Source organism: Pedobacter sp. V48, from assembly GCF_000523515.1.
GTDB lineage: Bacteria > Bacteroidota > Bacteroidia > Sphingobacteriales > Sphingobacteriaceae > Pedobacter.
In genome coordinates this window covers 125,374-146,750 of sequence record NZ_AWRU01000008.1, presented here as the reverse complement: position 1 = coordinate 146,750, position 21,377 = coordinate 125,374, and the positions used below count along the sequence as shown (strand labels likewise).

Here is a 21,377-nt window from a genome sequence, read left to right as displayed (position 1 = left end):
TGTTCTGACATAGTTTAGTTTCTAAAAGAACCTGCTTTAACCATCGCTTTTTGATAAGCAGGAAGTGTTAAGTCATCAACTACTACCCCACGGGTTGTAGATGCATGAACAAAATAAGTGTCGTTAAGATATATTCCAACATGATCTACCGCACCACCGCCGAAAGAGAAAAAAATAAGATCTCCTTCTTTTAATTGGCTAATATTTTTTTCTTTAATTGTTTCGGCCTGATCACGGGACCTTCTCGGCAGGCTATTGCCATAAATATCTTTCTGCAATAAGAAAGCAAAGCCTGAACAATCTATACCACGTTTATCTAGTCCACCCAAACGATACCTTACCCCTGTCCAGTCGTTAATAAAGCGATACAATTGCTTGCTTTTTAAATGAGACATAGCATAAGCAATCTTAGAGGCTGAATTTGGGTTAGGCTTTACACTTGCTTTTCTTGAACCGCAAGAAGACAACACGATTAACATAAGTACAAATAGTACAGCTTTAATATTGTTTTTCTGCGTATCCAAAATCATCATAGCCTTTATTGTTTTATTATTCGTTGTATTTCATCGAGCTTTAAAAGTGCTTCAACCGGAGTAAGTATATTCACATCCAGGTTATTAAGTGTATCTCTTATCTTGACTAAAACAGGATCATCAATAGCAAACATCTGCAGCTGATAAGCCTGATTCTGAACCTTCTTAATGCTATCTTTAATACTTTGCCCTTCAGTTCTGTCTATTTCAAGTTTTTTAAGGATCTCATTTGCCCTATTAATCAGTTTAGGAGGCATACCAGCCATTTTAGCAACATGTATACCAAAACTGTGTTCACTTCCCCCAGGCACTAGTTTACGCAGGAAGATCACTTTATTTGAGACCTCTTTAATGGATACATTAAAGTTTTTAACGCGACTCATGGTATTTGCAAGTTCATTTAACTCATGATAGTGGGTAGCAAACAATGTTTTTGGGCGTGCGGTTGGATGCGTATGCAAAAATTCTGCGATTGCCCATGCAATAGAAATACCATCGTAAGTACTTGTTCCCCTACCAATTTCGTCAAGCAGAATTAAACTGTTATCTGATATATTGTTTAGGATACTTGCAGTTTCATTCATTTCTACCATGAACGTACTTTCGCCTGAAGAAAGATTATCAGAAGCACCTACACGGGTAAATATCTTATCTATTAGTCCTATGCTTGCTGCTTTTGCAGGCACAAAACAACCCATTTGAGCCATCAGAACAATGAGACCAGTTTGCCTTAATATAGCGGACTTACCAGACATATTGGGACCGGTAATGATGATGATCTGCTGGGTATCGTTATCTAAAAACACATCATTGGTGATGTACTCCTCGCCTACAGGCAACCTTTTTTCTATTACAGGATGCCTTCCGCCTTTAATATCTAATGCTTTTCCTGTAGTAATTTCGGGCTTAACGTAGTGATTTTTAATGGCCAGCTGGGCAAAGCACAATAACACATCTAATTGAGCAATCTGGAAGGCATTTAACTGAATCTGCTTAATGTATGCAGCTACCTGATACACCAATTCACTGTACAAACGAATCTCTATCTGCTGAATTTTTTCTTCAGCACCAAGTATCTGCTCTTCGTATTGCTTTAGTTCGGGTGTAATGTATCTTTCCGCATTTACTAGTGTTTGTTTTCTGATCCAGTCTGCAGGTACTTTATCTTTATGGGTATGGGTAACCTCAAGGTAATAACCGAAAACATTATTAAAAGCTACTTTTAAAGACGGGATACCAGTAGCGGCAGCTTCTCTCTTTTGAATTTCAACCAGGTAATCTTTACCACCAAAGGCTATTTTTCTAAGCCTGTCTAGATTCTCATCAATCCCATCAGCTATTACATTCCCTTTGATTAATAAAGCGGGAGGATCTTCCTGCAATTCTCTTTCCAGCTTTTCTCTGATGGTTAAACATGGGTTTAGCTGATCTGCAAGAACAGACAAGAATGGATTTTTGACCTCTTCTGCTATCTTTTTAACAGATTCTATATGATATAGTGCTTTTTTTAGCTGACAAAGTTCCCTTGGACCTACTTTTTGTAACCCTACTTTAGAAATCAATCTTTCTAAATCACCAATCTGCTTAATATGGGTTAAGAATTCTTCTAAAAGCGCTTCTTTTTTAATCAGGAAGCCCACCACGCCTAAACGCTCCTCGATAGGTTTTAATTCCTTCAATGGCATTATGATCCATTTGTGCAGCAAACGGGCACCCATTGGGGTCGATGTTTGATCAAGCACTTCGAAAAGCGTAATGGCATTATCATTTGTAGAACTAACCAATTCCAGGTTTCTGATGGTAAAGCGATCTAACCACACATATTTATCCTCTTCTAAACGAGAGATGGAAGAAATGTGTTTTAAATTGCGGTGCTCAGTTTCATTTAAATAATGAAGAACAACTCCCGCAGCTACAATACCGGTTTGCAGTTTATCAACACCAAATCCTTTTAAAGAAGTTACTTCAAAGTGTTTGGTTAAAATTTCATTAGCGTAATCACTGGTAAATGCCCAGTCGTCTAGCTGAAAAGTATAAAACTTGTCGCCAAAATTCTCCAGGAACTCTTTTCTTTTGCTTTTCTGAAAAACTACTTCATTTGGCTTAAAACCTTGCAAAAGCTTATCTATGTATTCGGCATCGCCCTGTGCAACCAGGAATTCGCCAGTTGAGATATCTGCAAAAGATACACCTATTGAATTCTTATCGAAATAAACGGCAGCCAGATAATTGTTAGATTTCTGGCTTAATATATTGTCATTGTAAGCTACCCCCGGTGTAACCAGTTCTGTAACCCCTCTTTTAACAATTGTTTTTGTTGTTTTGGGATCTTCCAGCTGGTCGCAAATAGCCACCCTCTGGCCTGCCCTAACTAACTTTGAAAGATAATTATCTAATGAATGATGAGGAAAACCAGCTAATTCCAAAGCACCATTTGGCCCTGTACCTCTTCTGGTAAGTACGATACCTAATATCTGCGCTGTTTTAACTGCATCCTCGCCAAATGTTTCATAGAAATCGCCAACCCTAAATAGTAATAATGCTCCGGGATACTTTGCTTTGATAGCATTGTATTGTTGCATTAACGGGGTTTCTTTAGTATTATCTTTAGCCAAAATGATTCTGTTTACAAAATCGTAAAGATACTATCTTGATGTGTAGGCTTTATGATTTGTTGAAAATTTAAAAAATGTTTATAGGTTTAAAGCCTGGCAATGTAAGAAAGGAATAAGTCCAGTGCTTCTCTTTTCTTTTCGGTAAGATCAAAATCGAGCTTATGAAAAAGGTAATCATTCAAATCAAAATCATCGCGAGCAGGCAAGTCTTTTAACAGCTCTGCACGATGACCTAACCCAAAAGCCAGTGCTTCATTAAATTCATCAATAAAAGATTGAGGAATAGTTTTGTTGGCAACCCAGGCGGCATAAACAAATGGCAGGCCTGTAAAATCCATCCATTGCTGACCCATATCATAAGCAAAAGCATAATCAGCCTTTTTACCAAAAGTTCTGTCGCCTATTAACACTATTGCATCAGTTTTTGCATCGATATCTGTAATAAATTCTACATCCAGTTTCCAGTGAAATTTCAACAATACTTTTGCAAGATTATTTGAGGTACGGGAATGACTATCTAATCTTACCGTTTTAATTTCTGAAACTTCAACATCGCTAAAAATAAACACAGAATTTACTGCGCCAATTGATCCAATACAGTAATCTGCAACGATATTAGCATTAGGTACATGCGGTATGGCAGCAACAGGAATTAACCCTATATCAACCTGGTTATTAATTAGTTTAGCAGCACAATCTGAGGGTATATCTAAACTTAGATCTATCTTATTTAAAATTTCCGAATGCTCAATTCCGTAAATGAAGGGCTTAGTATTTGTATAGGAAACTGCAGATATTTTAATATTACTCAAAGGAATTATTTTAAATGGTCGGTATTATTAAACTCAACGATGTTAAATTCATCGCCAGTAAGTTCAACTTTATAAAGTGTTGTATTTTGGTGTGGAAAATCTCCCATTTCGGACAAAGGTTTATTCATCAGCAAGCACAGCAATAAACGCATTGCACGACCATGCATACAAATCAAGATCAGCTTTTCTTCTTTTTTGGATTTGATAAGGTCTACCGCTTCTTTAAGTCTGGCCAAAACCTGATTAGGGCTTTCTCCACCTTCAAATTGTGCATCATAATCGCCTTCATCCCAGGCCGTAACTATAGCTTTAAACGCTGCTATTGCATTATCATCATTAGGCTTCCCTTCCCACTTGCCCCATGCAAGCTCATCTAAACCTGCTACCTGTTCCCATGGAATTCCGGCATCAATAAATCCCTGAACCGTTTGATGTGTACGTTTTAGTTTTGAAGTATAAATCTTTTCAAAGGGGACATTTTTATACCTGGCATAAAAAGCAGCAGCCTGACTCCGTCCGGTATCATTAAGATCGCTGTTTATTCCCCTGCCCTGTACAATTCCTAGTTTATTTAATTCTGTTTCACCATGCCTGATGATGTATATTTCCTTATCCATTAGTTAATTACGGGTAATTTGTAGTATTGAGGTTTCACTTCATCCTCAAAAACGAAATCAGTGTAATCGGTTACCACATTATATAAAGTATCTCTTTCAATAGGTTGACGTTTCACCTGTTTTATCAGATTAACGAGGTCTTGTGTACTCATTGCAGGAGTTTGCTCTTCGGCACCGGCCATTGAATAGATTTTAGTGGTATCATCCAACGTACCATCTATATCGTCTACTCCAAAATTTAATGAAAGTTGAGCAGTTTGCCTGCTGATCATTGCCCAATAGGCTTTAATATGGTCAAAGTTATCCATGTAAATACGCGCAATTGCGTAGTTCCTCAGATCTTCAATTACAGATACTTCCGGCACATTGCTCATCTGGTTGTGCTGATTCCTGAATTTAAGTGGAATAAAAGTCTGAAAACCTCCTGTCTTATCTTGTAACTGACGTAATTGTTCCATGTGATCTACACGATGTTCATATTTTTCGATATGACCATATAACATTGTTGCATTGGAACGCATCCCCAGCTTATGCCATTCTTCGTGTATGGCAAGCCATTGTTCGCCTGTACATTTATCTTTAGATATCAGCTCTCTTACCTCAGGATGAAAGATCTCTGCCCCTCCTCCTGGAATTGACTCTAACCCGGCCTCTTTCATTAACTTCATACCGGTGGCATAGTCAATTTTAGCTTTTTTAAATATATAATGATATTCTACGGGTGTTAATGCTTTAACATGAAGCTCAGGACGGTGTTTTTTAATTGCAGTAAACAACGCAGAATAAAAGGCAACATCGTATTGAGGTAAAACCCCGCCTACAATATGCACTTCGGTAACAGGTTCGTTGTCATACTTTTTAACCACGTCGAGCATTTCCTCCATCGTTAGGGCCCAGCCCTCTTCTTTCTGCTTAATTAAGCGAGAATATGAACAGAATTTACAGTCATAAACACAAAGGTTAGTCGGCTCTAAATGAAAATTACGGTTGAAATAAGTTTTATCACCGTGCTTTTGCTCTCTTATGTGATTAGCTAAAGTACCAAGGTATCCAAGTTCGGCATGTTCATAAAGGTAAACACCCTCGTCAAAAGTAATCCTTTCTTGATTTTGTACCTTTTGTGCAATTGCTTTAAGTGCCTCAGGCAGATCTGGATCGTTTAAAATCAGAGCTAGTTTTGAAGTAGTATCCATTTATAACGTATAATGAACAAAAGTAACATAAAATCAACAGATAACCCTTTTTTAAGGGATTTTACCTGTCAGTATTATGTCAAGAGCGCTATTTCCTGATCTTCTGGCAATTAGCCGGGTTACAAAAATGGCCGCCATAAGGCAGCCATTTGGAATTGTTATTGGAAAAAGTCTAGAAATTACCTGGAGTGGTAGTATCCCACCATAAGCGTGATGCAATATCGTCTTTACCGGAGCTTAAAAAAGTCGCAGCTTCGGCAACAGCAGCAGTATTACCGGTCCTTTCTGCGGGCACAAATACGAGTCGTTTTATCCATTGGTCGGCTGTTATTACACCCCAATCCGGGCTACTGTCATTTTTAGCAACATGTGGAATTTTAGGATAGCCTGTCCTTCTAAAATCTACCCATGCTTCTAACGTATTGGTAAAAGTAGCCAAGTATTTTTGTGTGATGATTTTTTCCAGTTTCAGTTCATTAGCGTCACCAGCATCCCAGGCTATGGTAATGGTAGAAAGTGCTGTGAAATTATTTTTACTGTCTTTTGGGTCAATATAGTTGATTGGTTTACTTGTTGCATCAGCCAAATAGGCATCAACACCTGCGGCTCCCCAGTCGGCAAAAGAAAGGCGTACTCCATTTTCATAGTTTGTTTTAGCATCTCCTGCGTTTGCCCATCCTCTTAATGCTGCTTCGGCTTTCAAAAAAGCTATTTCCGATGCAGTAAACCCTCTTCTGTTTTGCACTGATTTGAAATCTGTACTCACTGTAGAATAGGAAACTCTGTCATCTTTGGCATTTATGAAAGCGCCGCTGCGAATACCTTTATATTTGTATGCAGGATGGTCAGTAACTAAACTGGCATCACTTACTTCAGCAAAGTATTTATTCATACGTCCATCTTTTAAACCCACCATAAAAGATTCCATGGTTGCACCCATACGGGTATCATTCCAGTCAAAAGAAATCATCGAAACAGGCATTACCTCTCCATTTAACGAAATAAGGAAATTCTCTGCATTGGTATTGATTAACCCAACTGGGTCAGCCAGGGCTTTTTCTCCCTGTGTTTTAGCAACTATAGGGCTAACCTTAACCAAACGCATGGCCAGGCGGAAACGTACTGAATTAAGTAATTTTAACCAGGAAGCGATGTTGCCTTTATAGCTTGGGTCGAATTTGGTAAATCCGGTGTACGATGTGTTGGCTTTGAAATTTGTTTCAATCTCATCTAACTGTGTAAACAGATTGTTATATAGATCCGACTCCTTGTCGTATTTGATCGAACCTAAGCCCGAAGTGCCATAATTCGAATAGATCACAGGACCATAGATAGCCGTTAATTTCGATATGGCTAATATCCTGACCAATTTTGCCCAATCTCCGAATAATGGCAATTCTTTTTCTTCAGCAAGCTGTATTACCTGTTTTGAGGGAGACATTACGCTACCATATATACGATTCCAATAGGCATCAATCCAGCGCAGGTAATAAGTGGTATTGTTTACACCTGCAACATAAGGGGTTGGAGAGCCCATATATCCCATCCAGTTGTCATAACACAGGTCTTCTTCAATTTGGTGGCCCATCAGGTTAAATAACATCACTGAGAAGGAAGATCCAACCAGATTAAAGTCCTGCTCCAACATTTTATCTGTTATTTGATTTGGATTTGTATTTATCTCTTCGAAATTCTTGGTGCAGGAGTTGAGTACGATCAAAGCAAACACCATTAAAAATATTTTTTTCATTATTTTAAGACATTAAAAGTTTAACTTAAGATTTAGCCCGTAAGAACGTGTACCAGGTACCGCAAAAATATCATTAGCCTGCATGCTATTGTTGGTACTCATCGCCTGCTCTGGATCGAAAGGTGATTTTTTATAGAAGAAAAACAGGTTACGCCCGATTAGCGAAATAGAAGCTGATTTAATAGCCGAACCTTTAACAGGCAAATTATAAGCTAAAGATACCTGTGCCAAACGGACATTGGTCCGGGAGAATACATAAGGCTCCATAATCCCATTCCTATCACCGATTGTTGAATAGTACAGCGCAGGGTCAATTGAACTTTGAGGGGTAGTACCCATTATGGCATTAATCGGGATATTTCCAGCATCTCGTGCTTCACCAGTTCTTTTACTTACTCCGTAAGAATCCAGAAAAGCCTCAGTTTTAGAGAAAGCAACACCGCCGAACTTAGCCGTTACCAGAGCACTTAAACTCAATTTTTTATATGTAAATGTGTTATTCCATCCGGTTATCAAATTTGGATTTAAATTTCCAACATATTCCTGCGTTGCAGCTTTACTCGGTTTTCCAGCATCATCCAATATAATCTGACCTGAAGCATTGCGTGCAAATTTGAAAATGTATAGGTCGTTAAAAGACCCACCAGCTTTGATTATTGAATTAAAACCTTCGCTATCGCTACCTACCTGATAACCGGGATTATCGGCAATCAACTCCACAATCTTGTTTTTGTTCCGCGATAGGTTAACAGATGTGTTCCACTGGAAGTTTTCGTTTCTTATGGGGTCTCCGCCCAATGTCAACTCAAAACCCTGGTTGGTAACCTTACCCGCATTCACGTAGTAAAAGGTGTAACCAGAACCCGAAGGAGCTGGCAAAGATAAAAATTGGTTGGTACTTGTGTTTTTATAATAGGTAAAATCAAGCGTTAATCTATCGTTTAGAAAACGGCTTTCCAGGCCAATCTCATTACTGATTATTTTTTCAGGCACCAATGTCGCGAAAGGTGTCTGTGTATTTCTGGTAATTCCCCCTATGCCGTTAGGTCCACCTGCGCCACCGATAACATTACCAGGGTTTACGATATTGTATGGCACTTCATTTCCGACCTGCGAGGTAGATGCCCTTAGTTTTAAGAAATTGATTTCTTTGGGCATGGTTACCATCTGGCTGATTATAGCGGATAGTCCTGCCGAATAATAAAAATAGGAATCATTTCCGGTCGTTGCCAGGGTAGATGCATAATCGTTGCGCCCAGCCAGATCTACATAGATCATATCTTTGAATCCCAGAGAGGCATTGGCAAATAAGCCCTGTTTCTGAACTCTGCTGTAGGTCTGATTGATAACCAGATTATAAGGCAGGTTTGCGAAACTGAAAAAGTTCGGGTACTGAAGTGGTGTTGTACCGTTGGCAAAAGTCATCCCGTCATTAAACGTGTAATCCTGGATACTTCCCCCCAATACGCCATTCAAACTGAATTTACCAAAAGTGTTGTCGTAGCTTAAGATGGCATCACCATATAATGCCTTGTCATTATACTTGGCATAATTCCATGTTCCGTTAGAACTTACGCTTACCGAATTGCCCCCTGCAGCATAACGATAGTCTAATAATCTGTCATTATAATCAATGTTCCCACGTACATCAAATTTAAAATGTGGTAAAAATGAATATGAAGCTTTTGCTGAAGCAATTACTCTGTTACTAGTAGAAAGTTTTGGGTCATTATATAATTCCCAATACGGGTTGTTTTGTTTTTCTTCAGTAGAATACCAGTTTTGTTTATACAGATTTCGTTCAGTATTAAAAACTTGATAATTGGCTTTGTAATCATTAAAATCTCTTTCCCTGGCAAATAAATATAATCCTGTTAATGGATTATTGTAATAACCGGCTCCAGGGCGATTTTTTGATTTTTCGTTAGAAAACCTCACATTTCCACTCAAAGTAAGCTTATCATCAAATAATTTTGTTTCCTGACTCAAGGTAACATTATGCTTGTTGTAGGTGCTGGTTGGTACAATGCCCGATGCATTGTTATTTCCATAGGAGAAATAAGTAGTTGTTCTTTCGTTTCCACCTGATACTGAAAGTGAATTAATGGTATTTACTCCGGTCTGAAAAAAATCATCAATATAGTTACGTTGGTAATCCCCCTTTGTTTTGGACCAACTGTAATCGCTACCGCCTATTGCGCCATAATCAAATTGAAACTCGGGTAATGTTGCAGCATTGCTGAAATTTATTGTAGAATTTAAAGCGATAGCAATTTTGCCGTCCTGACCTTTCTTAGTATTGATTAGAATTACGCCATTCGCTCCCTGGCTACCATATAAAATAGCTCCATTGGCTCCCCTTAAAATGGTAACTGATTCAAAATCGTCTTGATTTAATGCAGAAAGACCATCGCCACCATCTGTTCCACCATAAGAACCCGGCTGCCCACCTTTGTTATTTACTACAGGCACTCCATCGATTACAAAAAGTGCTTCACTATTTCCTGCAATTGATTTTGAGCCCCTTAATACTGTTTTTGTTGAACCTCCAACACCTGAGTTACTGATGCCGATGTCAATACCAGCAGCCTTACCGCTTAAAGCCTCCATGAAATTCGGACTTCCAGCTTTTGTAAGTTCCGTGCCTGCAAGTTGCTGCGCAGCGAAGGTCAGCGCTTTTTTCTCACGCTTTACACCTAAAGCGGTAACTACTACCTCTGTTAAATTTGCATTACCGGAAGGTTTTAACTTTATAGTAACGTTGGTTAAATTACTGATGTTTACTTCCTGAGATTCCATGCCAATATAGGAAACTACCAGTATGGCGACATTATCAGGAACATTTAACGTAAACTTCCCATCACTGCCAGTAACTGTTATAGCACTGGTACCTTTAGCGGCAACAGTTGCACCAGGAAGTGGTAATCCGGTATCGTCGATTACCAATCCGGTTACCGTCTTAGCGACTGTCTCACTTACATTAAGTGAATATTTTACCTCCTTTGAGCGATTTGGAAATAAATTTTTGTTTGCTACAATACCTTCTGCTTTAGCGGTATTCTGTAAGCCAAGCGCAGCAACTGCTAGGAGCACTAGCTTCCGCAAGCCTCTGGTTGTGCTAGAAAATGTAATTTCTAGGGCACTGGTTGTGGAATGAACTTTCCTCATTTTCATACATTTGTTTAGTTTAGGTTAATAATTTTCATTAATACAGTCAATTGCTTACAAATGGTTAATTGTAACCGAGCTTGGTTAGCGAATTCTTCGATGGCTCAAAGCAATTGACGGCACACAATGACCAGTATTTAGAGAAGAGATCAGTTTTGGAAAGAAATTGCCTACAACGAATTCATTTTTTTTGAAATTATTTTAATTCGCTACATTGCAGTGGAAAAAAACCAATCTATTTAGCAATTGAAAACAGTAAAGCCCGACTTATCCAGTCTGTGGACCAGAATGTCCGTTGAAGACGATGTTAAATCCTTTGAGGCTTTATACTATGCACTATTTAATAAACTTTTTAAATTCTGTTGTTATTATGTAAGTCAAAAAGAGGTTGCAGAAGATATTATTTCAGAAATATTCATAAAATGTTGGGAAAACAGAAAAGTAAGCCTACATGTAATTAACCCTGAAACATATCTGTTTGTTGCGGTTAGAAATCAATCCTTAAAACATCTTAAAAAATATTCAGGAGTCCACATGACTGAATTAGAATTGTCGGGCGAATATCCATTCTCGGACAACAATAACCCTGAGAAAGAGCTGGAGCGCAAAGAATTGCACATTAAACTGGATAATGCAATTGAAAAACTCCCATTGCAGGCAAAAATGGTTTTTAGGTTGATTAAAGAAAATGGAATGAGATATAAAGAGGTAGCAGAAATTCTAAATATATCTCCAAGAACGGTGCAAACACAGCTTTTCAGGGCTATCGATAAACTAAGGATTACATTGCTTTCCTATAAAGAAGCTAAGTATCAATGCGGCAATAATGATACACAAAACATTAGCGGAAAAATTATAAGTCTTATTTTTTTAATAAGCATAACAAACTATTTTTTAGAGTATTGTAGGCATTTTTAAGTAAAAACAGTACTATAATAGTAACACAACAAAAACACAAATGACTGATCAAAGATTTACGGAGTTATTGGGTAAAAGATTAGCCGGTGAAATTTCACCCAAAGAGCTTATTGAGCTTAAAGAACTGCTTTCAAAAAGTGCGGAACACAGGAGTGAGTACGAAAATCTAACCGGTTATTTTAACGACGAAAAACCAACCACCAACAATATTGATTCCGTTTTTGAAAAGATTAAACAACAAATAGCTGTTACAGAACCTAAGTCTATTCAAAATATTGAAGAACCGATAAAAAGAAACTTTGTTAGCTGGTACCGAATTGCGGCTGTTATTGCCTTTTGTATCTGTTCTTTTGCAGCATATCATTTTTTTATTCCAGATAACTCTGCCGGGAACAATGATATTAAAGAATGGAAAGTCTTGCAAACGCCAAGCCGGGATAAATCAAAAATCATACTTGAAGATGGTACTGAGGTGAACTTAAACGCTAAAAGTCAATTAAAATATCCAGCATCCTTTAGCGGAAAAACCAGGGAAGTATATCTTAATGGGGAAGCTTTTTTTGATGTCAAAAAAGACCCTGAACATCCTTTCATTATTCATACGAAACATATGAGGATAAAGGTTTTGGGAACTGCCTTTGATGTAAAAGCTTATGAGGATGATTCATTTATTGAAACCACTTTGGTAAGAGGGCTTGTTCAGGTCACATTGAATAACAAACCTGCTGAAAAGATCATATTAAAACCGAACCATAAGTTTACGCTTGCCGACAAAAACAGTGTTAATTATACGATAGTCCCATTGACTTATTACAATTCAAAGGATAGCAGCAGCAACAGCATAATGGAAACTTCCTGGTTAAATGACAGATTAGTATTCAAGAATCAAACATTCATTTCTATTGCCCGAGATGCTGAAAGAAAATATGGTGTTGAGATAAGATTTAATGATGAGAAAAAGAAAGATTATACCTTCACAGGAAAGTTTGAAAAAGAAAGCATTGATGAACTATTAAATGCTTTGAGTTATATAGAAAATTTCAGCTATAAAAAAGAGGGGAATATTATATATATTTATTAAAATCCCTCTAACAAAATTACCATCAAGACCCGAGTACGAAGCTTATGATGAAGACGATGCGACAGGTATTGATTTTCTGCTTCCTTATGATAGCAGTTAATGTCCATTCGCAAACGAAAGTGACATTAAAGCTCGAATCGGCAAGTTTTAATCAAGTTATTAATGAGATACAAAATCAGACCGGTTATCGATTTGTCTTTAGTGAACGTAAAATTCCTGATAAGAAAATTACCATTAATGTAAAGAATGAGGAAACCTTTAAAGTTCTTGACCAGATTCTGATTCACACCAATTACAACTATAAATTACTTCCCAATAACCTTATTGTTATAAAACCGAGATCAACCGAAGATGAGGATATTGATTCAGTTAAGCTGCTGGATGAAGTAATAGTAACAGCCTTAAATATTAAAAAAGAGAACAGAAAGATAGGTTATGCTGTATCCACTATTGACGGATCCTTACTAACAAAGGCGAGGGAATCCAACCTTGCTATGGCATTAGAAGGACTGGTAGCGGGATTAAATGTTAGTGGTGTGAATGGAGGACCGGGCTCGTCTGCCAGAATACTGCTAAGAGGTGCGGCAAGCAAAGATGCAGGGCCACCTCTTTTTATCATTAATGGGATACCTATAGATAATACTCAGCGAGGGAGTGCAAATGAATATGGAGGTGTAGATTATGGGGATGGAATTAGTAACATCAACCCCGATGATATAGAGACTATTACGGTATTAAAAGGATCTTCCGCTTCCGCCTTATACGGTGCACGTGCTGCAAACGGTGTGATCATAATTACAATTAAAAGTGGAAAAAAGAAATCGGATAATTCTGTTGAATACAATTCTAATTTCTCATTTGACAATCCTGTAAATAATACGGATTACCAATACATATATGGTCAGGGCACACAGAACTTAAGACCACAAAGCGTTGCAGGAGCAATTGCAACCGGTATACTTAGTTGGGGAGAAAAGATGGATGGACAGCCAAGTGTGCAAATTAATGGAGAAACCCGCCCCTATGTGACAGTAAAAGACAACATAAAAAAATTCTATAGAACAGCGCCGGCATTTACAAATACCATTTCTCTAAATGGCGGATCGGATAAAAGCAGCTATCACGCATCTGCTTCAATTCTCGATTATCAATCTATTTTAAGAAACAGCGATCTGAACAGAAAAACTTCAAACATATTTACTTCATATGACCTAACCAAAAAACTCACACTCACTTTAAATGGCAATTACATTTATGAGCGGGGTAAAAACAGATCGTACCTTAGCGATGGCCCTATCAATCCAAATTATGGCATCAATGCCATCGCTACAAGTGCAGATCAGGCCTTGTTGGCTCCGGGATATGATGTAAATACCGGAGCCGAAACCAGGTGGAATGCGGATGAATATAAAACCAATCCATATTTCACCATCAATAAAAAAGAAGACAAGGCTACACGCGACAGGTTTATATCCTCAGCGCTTTTCAAATACGATTTGAGCAACAGGCTGTTCGTACAGGGAAGATTTGGCTACGATATTAGTAATGACCACATTATAAGCATAGTGCCAACAGGAACGGCTTTTTCTATAAATGGTCAGGGTGGTATAAATACCTTAAATCAATCCAAAACATCAGAATTAAATACCGATATTCTTCTTTCTGGAAACCGGGACATTACTAAAGACCTAAACATAGATATATCTGCAGGTGCAAGCTTTCGCAATAGAAGAACAAAATCCAATGAGTTAACCGGAACCCAATTTATCATACCTTATTTGTACACCGTCGATAATCTATCGGCCGTTAGTAGTAGAAATGCACTTTCAAGAATTGTTACCCAGTCAGCATACTATACGGTCGACCTTGATTTCAAAAAGTACCTTACCCTATCATCTACCGGACGATACGATGTATACTCTACACTTCCCAGAAACAACAGGGGTATTTTTGTGCCAAGTGTATCAGGTAGCTTTATATTCTCTAACTTTTTAAAGATAAAAGGTCTGGATTTTGGTAAAGTAAGAGCCAGTTTTGCGCAAACAAGTGGAGAACCGGCAGTACCTTATACCACACAAATCTATTATTCTTCAGACAAGTCTGTAAACGGCGTTCCTTTAGGAAATTTTTCGAGGGATTTACCAAATTACAACCTAAAGCCATTCACTTTAAATGAATTTGAAACAGGTATTAATTTAAAACTTTTCGGCAACAAAATAGATCTTGATTTCACTTACTTCCACAGGATTACCAATAAGGAAATTATTAATGCCGGACAATCTGTAACTACGGGATTCACATCTGCATATGTAAATTTAGGCAAAACCCGTAATACAGGTATTGAAACTTCTATACAAACCAATTTAATAACCAATAAGAACTTTTATTGGAAGGCAGGAATTAATGCCAGTCATATAAATAACTTATTGATATCAATAGATGGCATCAGCAGTTATGCATTTGGCGGCACTTATCGACCATTAAACGCGAACACAGCACTGGTTGTTGGCAAGTCGATAACTCAGATTATGGCCTATGATTATGAACGTGACAAGAATGGAAACGTTATTATTGGTTCAGATGGGGTTCCAAAGCGAGGAGAGATGAAACCAATGGGCAGTGTCCTTCCATCTTTCTACGGAGGGTTCAGCAATAACTTTCAATATAAAAGCTTCAGTTTAAGCTTCCTAATAGATTATAAATTTGGAAACAAAATTCTGTCGGCTACAGAAGATTACTCCTATGTTCTTGGCCTTAATAAAGCAACGCTTTATGGTCGTGAAACAGGTATAGTTGCTAACGGCGTGTATGAAAATGGAGAAACAAATACCACAAATGTTCCAGCCTACAACTACTACCCAGCATTGGCTACAAACATCTCTGCACTTTCTGTTTTAAATGGCAGTTTTATAAAATTAAGACAAGTTGTATTTGGCTACACATTCTCGTCCAAAATATTAAATAAAACGCCTTTTAAAAATGCCTCAATTGATTTAATAGGAAGGAATTTATTAACTATCCTGAAGTATACTAAGAATATAGATCCGGAATCACAGTTCTCTCCCAGCTTTGCTTATGCAGGAATAGAGGGCGCATCATTACCCGCAACAAGAACTTTTGGTATAAATCTGAATCTGAAGTTTAAATAACTGCACGCTATGAAAAAAATAATTATTCTTCCATTGATTTTAATAACGGCCATTATGTTTAGCTGTAGTAAAGAACAACTGGATAAAATAAATAATGATCCTACAAAATCCAATTCTTCAAACTTTGACCCGAATAGTCTACTTTCAACGGCACAGTTAAAATTCGCAAATAAAGGTTATTATCAGTTGCTTTATCAAAGCACAATGACGCAGTTACTCGCGTCTACCTATTATTATTATAATAACGGGGATAAATATATAAATGTAGCGAGCTTTACGGATTATCAAGGGCGAATTTTTGAAGAGGGCTATGCAGAAGCCTCCACGATAAGAGAAATGCAGCGACTCGCAACTGAAAAAGATGCTGATAAATATTCCAATCTGATCAGTATTGGAGATATTATGTTCGTACTAATTTTACAAAGAATAACCGATACTTATGGGGATATACCTTATAGTGAAGCCGCTAAAGCCAGGCAAGGGATTAAATATCCTTTGTATGATAAACAGGAAGACATCTACAATTCCATGTTATTAGATCTGGAAAAAGCCATTGCAAATTTGAATCCTGACAAGCCCGGACCAACGGCGGATCTGCTTTACAACGGTGACATTCATAAATGGCAAAAGTTCGGCTACGCTTTAATGGTACGAGTGGCAATGAGACTGAGCAAAGTTCGACCAGATATAGCCCGACTCTGGGTTGAAAAAGCCTCGGACCATGCTTTTTCCGATGCAAACGACAATGCAATTCTAATGACTGATGCTACGAGTTCAGGTAGCCAAAATAGCTCTTCGGCTGCATTACGTGTGTTTTCAGATTATATTGAAGTTAAATGGAGCAAAACCTTAATTGATTACCTAAGAAATACTGGAGATCCAAGATTGGGCGTCATAGCTGAAGTACCTCAGGATGGACTTGCAAAAAATATAAATCAAACACTCTCAGGAAATACAGATGCATCAATTCAAATGGGATTGCCGAACGGATATGACCTGCTTGGGGGAAATACAGATATCAGCAAACATCCAATGTATCCTGGAGGAACGGGTTCAGGTGCTGATTTTGCTCCTCTGGGTAAATATTCCAGACCAAGAACCGCTGTATACTTGAAACTTGGAGGGCCGATTTTTATTATAACCTATGCCGAAATCGAATTTTTACTATCTGAGGCAAAACTGAGGGGCTGGGATATTTCGGGCACTGCGGCCCAACATTATTCAAATGGCCTTAGAGGCGCATTGCAATCAATGGAACAACAGGATGTACAAGCAAAAATAGCCCCTGAAATCATCAACACCTATGTAAATGAGCATCCACTAACGCAATCTGGCCTGGAAATGGCCCTTAGTCAAATTAACACCCAGTACTGGGTGGCTACAGGCACCAACTTTAATTTTATTGAATCGTGGTTAAATTGGAAAAGATCAGACTACCCTAAATTGATACCTGTTAATTATACCAGTAACGTAACCAATGGAACCATCCCCAGAAGAATGATATACCTCTCATCTGAGGCCTTGAATAATCCTGTGAACTATAGAGCTGCAGTTGCTCGATTAAATGGTGGTGATACTTTGACATCAAGGGTGTGGTGGGATAAATAAAAAAGTACTCCCAATCCACTGCTATCTAATGAATAAAGGAGTACAATCGAGCGCAAAAAATTATCTTTTTTTACTACCTTCTATATTTGGGAGGAATCCCGTAAAAATCCCAATTAAAGGAAGAAAAGCACAAATTTTAAATACATATTCAATACTGGTCTGATCAGCCAGCTTACCCAAAACCGCAGAGCCCAATCCACCCATTCCAAAGGCAAAACCGAAGAACAGCCCCGCAATCATACCCACCTTTCCGGGTACCAATTCGGTTGCATAGACCAGTATTGCAGAAAATGCGGAAGAAATAATTAAGCCAATAATAACAGATAAAGCACCTGTCCAGAATAAAGAAACATACGGCAGCAGTAATGTGAATGGCGCTGCACCTAGAATCGAAATCCAGATGATATACTTACGGCCAAATTTGTCTCCTAATGGCCCTCCAATTAACGTACCGGCAGCAACAGCCCCTAAAAAAGCAAATAGGTAGACTTGAGACTGCTGCACCGACACATTAAATTTATCCATTAGGTAGAATGTGTAATAGCTAGTCATACTAGCCATATAGAAGTATTTTGAAAAGATAAGTACCATTAAAATACCTAAGGAAAGTACCACTCGGTTCTTAGATAAATTATGATGAACCTCTTCTTTAGCAATGCTTTTATTTAATGCCTTTAATGCCAATTGTTCCTGATACCATTTTGCCACTCTAGACAGTACTACAATACCTAAAATTGCAGCTAATGAAAACCATATAATGTAAAATTGCCCGTAAGGGACAACTATAATTGCTGCCAAAAGTGGGCCTATAGCACTACCTGCATTTCCACCCAGCTGAAAAATAGATTGTGCAAGCCCCTTTTTACCTCCGGAAGCTAAATGGGCCACCCTCGAAGATTCCGGATGAAATATTGAGGACCCTACTCCTATTAAACTTACCGCAAGAAGGATATTTAAAAAGCTGGAAGCAAAAGACACGGCTACAAGTCCACAGAGTGTAAAGCCCATGGCAATAGCAAGTGAATACGGACGAGGCTTCTTATCCGTGTAAAAACCAATAAAGGGCTGCAATATTGATGCTGTTAGCTGATAAGTTAAAGTGATCAGACCAATTTGGGCAAAAGTAAGATTGAACTTTTCTTTGATTACAGGATATACAGCAGGAATTACTGCCTGAAGCATATCATTAAGTAAATGCGTAAAACTAATTGTGAATAAAATAGAGAATACTGTTTGTTGCGTAATCCTCTTTGTGTCGATAACGGCAGTGTTTGTAAAAGATGTTTTTTCCATATTTTTCAGATCAGATCATCTGATGAATTTTAATAAATTTTTATTGAGATACGTGTCCTAATATTTTTGCTGCAATATTCCAGGCCTTTTTTGGGTCTCCAGCAATAATGCTTTTTAGCAACTGCTCATGATATATGTAAGTTTCTTCGAAGGCTCTGGCATCTGAATGTGTTTGAAGGAACCAATTTTTTAAATGAATGGAGGCTGATTTATATAAATCGGCCAGTATTTCATTCTTTGAAGCTTCGGCAATTGAGATATGAAATTGCACGTCTGCTTCAATACACTCTTCTAACAGCCCCTGTTTTGCTGCCCTTCTTCTGTTTTCGAGATGAGTCCTTATTGTCAAAATATCACTTTCAGTTCTGTTAAGTGCCGCTTTCTCTGCAATTTTCATTTCAAGTAATTGCCTAACCTCATCCAGATCTTTAACGTTAGCACGCTTTAACCGCAAATCCATAGGCTCCCTGTTTGCGGTTAGCTGATCTACAAAAGTTCCAACTCCTTGTTGAACCCTAAGCAATCCTGAGTTGGCTAATATTTTTATGGCTTCCCTTATAGTTGAACGCCCAACACCAAAGTTCTTCATCAACTCAGGCTCTATCGGCAGCTGCTCATTCACTTTGTATTGTCCAAGAGAAATCTGTTCACTTAATCGTGCGGCTACTTCATCCGCTAAAGACTTTTTTTGTATAAGATTTTTCATATTAATTCATCATATCATCAGATGAATCCAAATATAGATATTAAAAGATATCAAACAAAAGAAATCAATAAAAAAAGGGCTCAAAACTAATTGAACCCTTTTCCCTAAACCAAGCTATTTTATTCTTATTTCGCTGCTTTTGTAAAATTCAATACAATGTAAGCCGTTTTTGCTCCGTATTCTACAGGTGATTTAATAACCATGCTATTGCCATCTGTAGAAGACAATACCGATCTGTAACCAGAAGTTACGTTTTTGGCTTTTTCACCCTCAAAGATCTTTTTGAATTGGAAGGTCTCATCAGCAGGACTTACCGACCAGTATATTTTCTGGGTTTTTGCAGTACACGCTCCGCCACCCGGCAAGGTATAACTTCCATTACCGCTGTTGGTCAGACTCCAGGTACTTCCTTGAAAACAAGTGTAAGAACCTTCATCAAATAATGATTTTACTGCTGATTGCGGCAAGCCTTCAAATGTAATATCATTTAAAACCCAATTACCAGTTACATTACCTTTCTTTAAACTTTGAGTTGCACCGCCTTTAGGTGAACAACTTTGCAAAACCATTAACGAACTGCATAAAATGGCTGCTATCAGTAATATTCTTTTCATATTCTTCTTTAATTTGATAATTCAATTACATAAATCTTGCCAAAACTTAAGGTGTATAATATTATACCCTTAACTTTGTTACACCTTATGCCCAATCTTAACTTTTAACCCCGTAATAATGAAGCCTGAAACACTTGCAATACATGCTGGAAATTTATACAAAGTCAGCACTAACGATGTCACCCCCCCTATAAATCTATCTACCACATTCCTGAGAGGTGAAGACGGTGGCTACTCTGGTGGACACATGTATAGCAGAGTGAGTAATCCAAACAGATCAGCATTAGAAAGTACGCTTTCAGAATTGGAAAAAGGTGTAGAAGCCTGTGCATTTTCTTCAGGAAATACAGCGGGGATGGCAGTTTTTCAAGCTTTAAAACCAGGAAGCCATATCATTGCTCCTGACGACATGTACTGGGGTTTTAAAAAACAATTGCAGACCATTTTTAAAGATACTCTTGAAATTGATTTTATAGATCTCACGAACCTTGATAATATAGCAAAATTCATTAAAAAGAATACCGTACTGATATGGATAGAAACGCCCTCTAATCCACTATTAAAAATTACAGACATTGCCGGAGTTTCTAAAATGGCCAAAGAAAACAACCTTATCCTTGCCTGTGATAGCACTTTTGCTTCGCCATGTCTACAAAATCCTATTGATTTTGGGGCTGATATTGTAATGCACTCTTCAACAAAATACATTGGAGGCCATAGTGATGTTCTTGGTGGTGTGCTGATCACCGCAGAAAAAAATGAATTTTGGGAAAAGATCAGAAACATACAGCAAGTTGGTGGAGCAGTACCCTCTCCTTTCGATTGTTTCCTGTTGGTAAGAAGCATCAAAACATTGGCATACCGTATGCGCGGCCATTGCACTAACGGAATGGCTTTAGCCTTACACCTGGAAAAACATCCTGCTATTGAAGCAGTTTATTATCCCGGATTAACAACTCACCCTCAGCACGATATAGCAAAAAAGCAAATGACTGGCTTTGGAGGAATGTTATCTGTGTTGGTTAAAGGAGGAGCCGATGAGGCCAGAAAAGTGGTTAATAAAGTTAAACTCTTTGCACAGGCTACAAGTTTAGGTGGAGTTGAAAGTTTAATAGAGCACCGTGCATCTGTTGAAGGACCGGACACTAAAACCCCACAAAATTTAATTCGGATATCTGTTGGACTAGAGCATATAGATGATTTAATAGCGGATTTAGATCAGGCACTTGGAGGGTAAAATCGAGATACCCTATTGCAAAACCAATTTACAACACTGAAATACAATAAGTTAATAAATATCCAAAATATAATTTTGGATAT

At 37.9% G+C, this 21,377-nt stretch carries 15 protein-coding genes; 5 read left to right on the top strand and 10 right to left on the bottom strand.

The window, feature by feature from the left end; genetic code table 11:
• Positions 1-14 precede the first annotated feature (14 nt).
• The 7 genes from N824_RS09850 to N824_RS09820 all read right to left on the bottom strand — a co-directional run bounded on the left by N824_RS09850 (position 15) and on the right by N824_RS09820 (position 10,694).
• Entirely contained in the window at positions 15-533 is a 519-nt protein-coding gene (locus N824_RS09850) for a C40 family peptidase (RefSeq protein ID WP_235207055.1), read from the bottom strand.
• A 5-nt stretch (positions 534-538) separates the two neighbouring features.
• Positions 539-3,148 carry a DNA mismatch repair protein MutS gene (gene mutS / locus N824_RS09845; protein WP_048904983.1) on the bottom strand — a complete coding sequence of 870 codons (2,610 nt, stop codon included), beginning with the start codon at positions 3,146-3,148 and terminating at the stop codon, positions 539-541.
• An 86-nt stretch (positions 3,149-3,234) separates the two neighbouring features.
• The gene (locus N824_RS09840) at positions 3,235-3,960 is read right to left on the bottom strand and encodes a menaquinone biosynthetic enzyme MqnA/MqnD family protein (protein ID WP_048904982.1); all 726 of its coding nucleotides are present in this window, start codon (positions 3,958-3,960) and stop codon (positions 3,235-3,237) included.
• A 5-nt stretch (positions 3,961-3,965) separates the two neighbouring features.
• Positions 3,966-4,577: a histidine phosphatase family protein gene (locus N824_RS09835; protein ID WP_048904981.1), complete on the bottom strand. Its 612-nt coding sequence runs from the start codon at positions 4,575-4,577 to the stop codon at positions 3,966-3,968.
• Positions 4,577-5,770, bottom strand: coding sequence for an aminofutalosine synthase MqnE (gene mqnE, locus N824_RS09830; protein ID WP_048904980.1), 1,194 nt, complete (start codon positions 5,768-5,770; stop codon positions 4,577-4,579). The genes N824_RS09835 and mqnE overlap by 1 nt, the downstream gene beginning before the upstream one ends.
• Before the next feature lie 172 nt (positions 5,771-5,942).
• Positions 5,943-7,520: a SusD/RagB family nutrient-binding outer membrane lipoprotein gene (locus tag N824_RS09825; RefSeq protein WP_048904979.1), complete on the bottom strand. Its 1,578-nt coding sequence runs from the start codon at positions 7,518-7,520 to the stop codon at positions 5,943-5,945.
• 12 nt (positions 7,521-7,532) lie between these two features.
• On the bottom strand, positions 7,533-10,694 hold the full coding sequence (locus tag N824_RS09820) for a SusC/RagA family TonB-linked outer membrane protein (RefSeq protein WP_052334104.1): 3,162 nt from the start codon (positions 10,692-10,694) through the stop codon (positions 7,533-7,535).
• A 240-nt stretch (positions 10,695-10,934) separates the two neighbouring features.
• On the opposite strand from N824_RS09820, the gene N824_RS09815 reads away from it, so the two are divergent.
• From N824_RS09815 to N824_RS09800, 4 genes are all read left to right on the top strand, one after another.
• Positions 10,935-11,606 (top strand): RNA polymerase sigma-70 factor, encoded by a 672-nt coding sequence (locus N824_RS09815; RefSeq protein WP_152542145.1) that lies wholly within the window; start codon positions 10,935-10,937, stop codon positions 11,604-11,606.
• A gap of 40 nt (positions 11,607-11,646) precedes the next feature.
• Positions 11,647-12,687, top strand: coding sequence for a FecR family protein (locus N824_RS09810; protein ID WP_048904977.1), 1,041 nt, complete (start codon positions 11,647-11,649; stop codon positions 12,685-12,687).
• An 86-nt stretch (positions 12,688-12,773) separates the two neighbouring features.
• Positions 12,774-15,836: a SusC/RagA family TonB-linked outer membrane protein gene (locus N824_RS09805; protein ID WP_052334103.1), complete on the top strand. Its 3,063-nt coding sequence runs from the start codon at positions 12,774-12,776 to the stop codon at positions 15,834-15,836.
• A gap of 9 nt (positions 15,837-15,845) precedes the next feature.
• Positions 15,846-17,444: a SusD/RagB family nutrient-binding outer membrane lipoprotein gene (locus tag N824_RS09800; protein WP_048904976.1), complete on the top strand. Its 1,599-nt coding sequence runs from the start codon at positions 15,846-15,848 to the stop codon at positions 17,442-17,444.
• A gap of 60 nt (positions 17,445-17,504) precedes the next feature.
• Here the strand turns inward: N824_RS09800 and N824_RS09795 are convergent, their stop codons facing one another.
• The 3 genes from N824_RS09795 to N824_RS09785 form a co-directional block, all read right to left on the bottom strand.
• A complete protein-coding gene (locus N824_RS09795) occupies positions 17,505-18,737 on the bottom strand; it encodes an MFS transporter (RefSeq protein WP_048904975.1) in 1,233 nt (410 codons plus the stop codon).
• A gap of 40 nt (positions 18,738-18,777) precedes the next feature.
• On the bottom strand, positions 18,778-19,443 hold the full coding sequence (locus N824_RS09790; RefSeq protein WP_048904974.1) for a FadR/GntR family transcriptional regulator: 666 nt from the start codon (positions 19,441-19,443) through the stop codon (positions 18,778-18,780).
• Positions 19,444-19,568: 125 nt separating this feature from the next.
• A complete protein-coding gene (locus N824_RS09785; RefSeq protein ID WP_048904973.1) occupies positions 19,569-20,057 on the bottom strand; it encodes a lipocalin family protein in 489 nt (162 codons plus the stop codon).
• Positions 20,058-20,175: 118 nt separating this feature from the next.
• On the opposite strand from N824_RS09785, the gene N824_RS09780 reads away from it, so the two are divergent.
• A complete protein-coding gene (locus tag N824_RS09780; protein ID WP_048904972.1) occupies positions 20,176-21,294 on the top strand; it encodes a PLP-dependent aspartate aminotransferase family protein in 1,119 nt (372 codons plus the stop codon).
• Positions 21,295-21,377: the final 83 nt, after the last annotated feature.

Coding starts and splice junctions, on each gene's coding strand:
- N824_RS09850 (WP_235207055.1), bottom strand. CDS start 533: ATGATGATTTTGGATACGCAGAAAAACAATATTAAAGCTGTACTATTT.
- N824_RS09835 (WP_048904981.1), bottom strand. CDS start 4,577: ATGGATAAGGAAATATACATCATCAGGCATGGTGAAACAGAATTAAAT.
- mqnE (WP_048904980.1), bottom strand. CDS start 5,770: ATGGATACTACTTCAAAACTAGCTCTGATTTTAAACGATCCAGATCTG.
- N824_RS09825 (WP_048904979.1), bottom strand. CDS start 7,520: ATGAAAAAAATATTTTTAATGGTGTTTGCTTTGATCGTACTCAACTCC.
- N824_RS09820 (WP_052334104.1), bottom strand. CDS start 10,694: ATGAAAATGAGGAAAGTTCATTCCACAACCAGTGCCCTAGAAATTACA.
- N824_RS09810 (WP_048904977.1), top strand. CDS start 11,647: ATGACTGATCAAAGATTTACGGAGTTATTGGGTAAAAGATTAGCCGGT.
- N824_RS09805 (WP_052334103.1), top strand. CDS start 12,774: ATGATAGCAGTTAATGTCCATTCGCAAACGAAAGTGACATTAAAGCTC.
- N824_RS09800 (WP_048904976.1), top strand. CDS start 15,846: ATGAAAAAAATAATTATTCTTCCATTGATTTTAATAACGGCCATTATG.
- N824_RS09795 (WP_048904975.1), bottom strand. CDS start 18,737: ATGGAAAAAACATCTTTTACAAACACTGCCGTTATCGACACAAAGAGG.
- N824_RS09790 (WP_048904974.1), bottom strand. CDS start 19,443: ATGAAAAATCTTATACAAAAAAAGTCTTTAGCGGATGAAGTAGCCGCA.
- N824_RS09785 (WP_048904973.1), bottom strand. CDS start 20,057: ATGAAAAGAATATTACTGATAGCAGCCATTTTATGCAGTTCGTTAATG.
- N824_RS09780 (WP_048904972.1), top strand. CDS start 20,176: ATGAAGCCTGAAACACTTGCAATACATGCTGGAAATTTATACAAAGTC.